The 3732-nt window shown below is 56.6% G+C and carries 2 tRNA genes and 2 rRNA genes (1 of these 4 running past the window's edge); all 4 read left to right on the forward strand.

From position 1 onward, the window contains the following. A tRNA-Ala gene (locus L2A60_RS19540) sits at positions 1-23 on the forward strand (it extends 50 nt beyond the left edge of the window). A 538-nt stretch (positions 24-561) separates the two neighbouring features. Next, a 23S ribosomal RNA gene (locus L2A60_RS19545) occupies positions 562-3311 on the forward strand. 107 nt (positions 3312-3418) lie between these two features. Continuing rightward, a 5S ribosomal RNA gene (rrf, locus tag L2A60_RS19550) occupies positions 3419-3533 on the forward strand. A 71-nt stretch (positions 3534-3604) separates the two neighbouring features. Further along, a tRNA-Met gene (locus L2A60_RS19555) sits at positions 3605-3681 on the forward strand. Positions 3682-3732 lie beyond the last annotated feature (51 nt).

Below are 3732 nucleotides of genomic sequence, written 5' to 3' on the forward strand. Positions count from 1 at the left end.
CGGTTCGAACCCGTTCACCTCCATTTTTTGCTTGCGGTCGCGAAGCGAACGCAAGCGAAAAATCCCCCGGAGGGCGCGGGGATACCAGAGGCTCTCTTGGGCGCGAAGTCATTTGGCCGCGAAGCGAACGCAAGCAAAAAATCCCTCGGCGGGCACGGCAGGCTCGGAGCGAAAAACTGATGCGGAACAGAAATACGGCAGTTGCGAGACTGTCGTTGTGTGATCCTTCCGGGACGCGAAGGCGTTTTGGGTGGTTTGATCTTTGAGTGGTGAATCGGATTTGGTGCGTTTCTGGGCGCGTGTATTGGCGTTCCGTGGCGCGGCTGGTGGTTTTGTCGGGGTGAATGCCCTGATGGGACGATCGGGTTGCGGTGCGGGGCAAAAATCCGTCTGGATCATCCTGGGTGTCTGACCCGGATCATGGTGCGAGCCATGACCGAAGGATGATTTTGGGCGAGTGTTCAGGACGTGTGATGATTGCCGTGCATGGGCATTGTGATGGTGTCTGTGCATGGTGGGCCGCCGCGGTCATCGTGAGATGATTGTGGTGGTGAGTTGAGATCTCAAGTGAATGAAGGGCATTCAGTGGATGCCTTGGCACCAGGAGGCGATGAAGGACGTGGCACGCTGCGAAAAGCCACGGGGAGCCGCGAGCAGGCGTTGATCCGTGGACATCCGAATGGGGCAACCCACCCGCGAGGGTATCCGTATCTGAATTCATAGGATGCGGAGGCGAACCCGGGGAACTGAAACATCTCAGTACCCGGAGGAAAAGACATCAAACGAGATTCCGCTAGTAGTGGCGAGCGAACGCGGAGCAGGCCAGTGCCTTGCGATTGAGCAGCAGAACGGATTGGAAATTCCGGCCGGAGCGGGTGATAGCCCCGTATGCGAAGCGAGATCGTGAGGCCTTGAGTAGGGCGGGACACGTGAAATCCTGTCTGAACATGGGGGGACCACCCTCCAAGCCTAAATACTCCCTGGTGACCGATAGTGCACAAGTACCGTGAGGGAAAGGTGAAAAGCACCCCGACGAGGGGAGTGAAAGAGACCTGAAACCGGATGCCTACAAGCAGTCGGAGCCGCATCTGCGGTGACGGCGTACCTTTTGTATAATGGGTCAGCGAGTTTCTGTTTGCAGCGAGCTTAAGCCGCTAGGCGTAGGCGCAGCGAAAGCGAGTCTGAATAGGGCGCATAGTTGCAGGCAGAAGACCCGAAACCGAGTGATCTAGCCATGGCCAGGCTGAAGGTGCGGTAACACGCACTGGAGGGCCGAACCCACGCCTGTTGAAAAAGTCGGGGATGAGCTGTGGCTAGGGGTGAAAGGCCAATCAAACTCGGAGATAGCTGGTTCTCCGCGAAATCTATTGAGGTAGATCGTCGTATGTATGCCTTCGGGGGTAGAGCACTGGATGGGCTAGGGGGACCCAAAGTCTTACCAAACCTAACCAAACTCCGAATACCGAAGTGTCTTATGCGGCAGACAGACGGTGGGTGCTAAGGTCCATCGTCGAGAGGGAAACAGCCCAGACCACCAGCTAAGGTCCCCAAATTGTGGCTAAGTGGGAAAGGATGTGGGAATTCCATAACAACCAGGAGGTTGGCTTAGAAGCAGCCATCCTTTAAAGAAAGCGTAATAGCTCACTGGTCTAATAGAAATCCTGCGCCGAAAATGTAACGGGGCTAAAGCCACATACCGAAGCTGTGGGTGCATGATCTCGTCAGGGTTCATGCGCGGTAGCGGAGCGTTCCGTAGGCCTGTGAAGGGAGATGGGGTGATCCCTCCTGGAGGTATCGGAAGTGCGAATGCTGACATGAGTAGCGACAAACAGAGTGAGAAACTCTGTCGCCGAAAGTCCAAGGGTTCCTGCGCAAGGTTAATCCGCGCAGGGTGAGCCGGCCCCTAAGGCGAGGGCGAAAGCCGTAGTCGATGGGAAGGGGGTGAATATTCCTCCGCCTGCTGGAAGTGACGAATGCGAGATGTTGTTCGGCCTTATCGGATTGGCCGGGCTTTTTGAGCATTCCGGGAAATAGCTCCAGCGTATAGACCGTACCCTAAACCGACACAGGTGGACTGGTAGAGCATACCAAGGCGCTTGAGAGAACGATGTTGAAGGAACTAGGCAAATTACTCGCGTAACTTCGGGATAAGCGAGACCCGTATGTGGGCAACCATGTGCGGGTGGCACAAAAGAGGGGGTAGCGACTGTTTAGTAAAAACACAGGGCTCTGCGAAGTCGAGAGACGACGTATAGGGTCTGACGCCTGCCCGGTGCCGGAAGGTTAAGAGGAGGAGTGCAAGCTCTGAATTGAAGCCCCGGTAAACGGCGGCCGTAACTATAACGGTCCTAAGGTAGCGAAATTCCTTGTCGGGTAAGTTCCGACCTGCACGAATGGCGTAACGACTTCCCCACTGTCTCCAGCATCGGCTCAGCGAAATTGAATTCCCCGTGAAGATGCGGGGTACCCGCGGTCAGACGGAAAGACCCTATGAACCTTTACTGCAACTTTGCAGTGGCATCAGAAGAGTGCTGTGTAGGATAGGCGGGAGGCATCGAAGCATGGGCGCTAGCTTGTGTGGAGCCACCCTTGAAATACCGCCCTGCGCGCTTTTGATGTCTAACCGCGGCCGGTTATCCCGGCCCGGGACCCTGCATGGTGGGCAGTTTGACTGGGGCGGTCGCCTCCTAAAAAGTAACGGAGGCGCGCGATGGTGGGCTCAAGCCGGTCGGACATCGGCTGCTGAGTGCAATGGCATAAGCCCGCCTGACTGCGAGAGCGACAGCTCGAGCAGAGACGAAAGTCGGCCATAGTGATCCGGTGGTTCCACGTGGAAGGGCCATCGCTCAACGGATAAAAGGTACTCTAGGGATAACAGGCTGATCTCCCCCAAGAGTCCACATCGACGGGGAGGTTTGGCACCTCGATGTCGGCTCATCACATCCTGGGGCTGGAGCAGGTCCCAAGGGTTCGGCTGTTCGCCGATTAAAGTGGTACGTGAGCTGGGTTTAGAACGTCGTGAGACAGTTCGGTCCCTATCTGCCGTGGGTGTTGGAGACTTGAGAGGAGCTGTCCCTAGTACGAGAGGACCGGGATGGACATACCTCTGGTGGACCGGTTGTCGCGCCAGCGGCACCGCCGGGTAGCTAAGTATGGACGGGATAACCGCTGAAAGCATCTAAGCGGGAAACCCACCTCGAAAATAGGTCTCCCCGAGGGTCGTGATAGACCATCACGTCGATAGGCCGGGTGTGGACGTGCGGTAACGCACGCAGCTAACCGGTACTAATCACCCGATAGAACTTGAGATCAACTACAACCCACCCCCACCATGCATAGACATCCTCTATGTCTCGGTAATCACACATACGCACCAAATCCATCACCAGTCATCGATCCCGATCGATAGGCTGGACGACCTGGTGGCCATCGCGGGGAGCCCGCACCCGATCCCATCCCGAACTCGGCCGTGAAAACCCCCAGCGCCCATGGTACTGTGTCTCAAGACACGGGAGAGTAGGTCGCCGCCAGGTCCTCCAACCTATCCAACCAATCTTCCGGCGCCAAGAAAACCAATCAGCCGGAGACCAGCCACCAAAACCACCGCGGGGTGGAGCAGCCCGGTAGCTCGTCAGGCTCATAACCTGAAGGTCGCACGTTCAAATCGTGCCCCCGCAACCAAGTTTATCAAACCAAATCAATGCATTGAAGCCGCCGCAAGGCGGCTTTTTG

It is taken from the genome of Acidiphilium iwatense (assembly GCF_021556475.1).
Lineage (GTDB): Bacteria > Pseudomonadota > Alphaproteobacteria > Acetobacterales > Acetobacteraceae > Acidiphilium > Acidiphilium iwatense.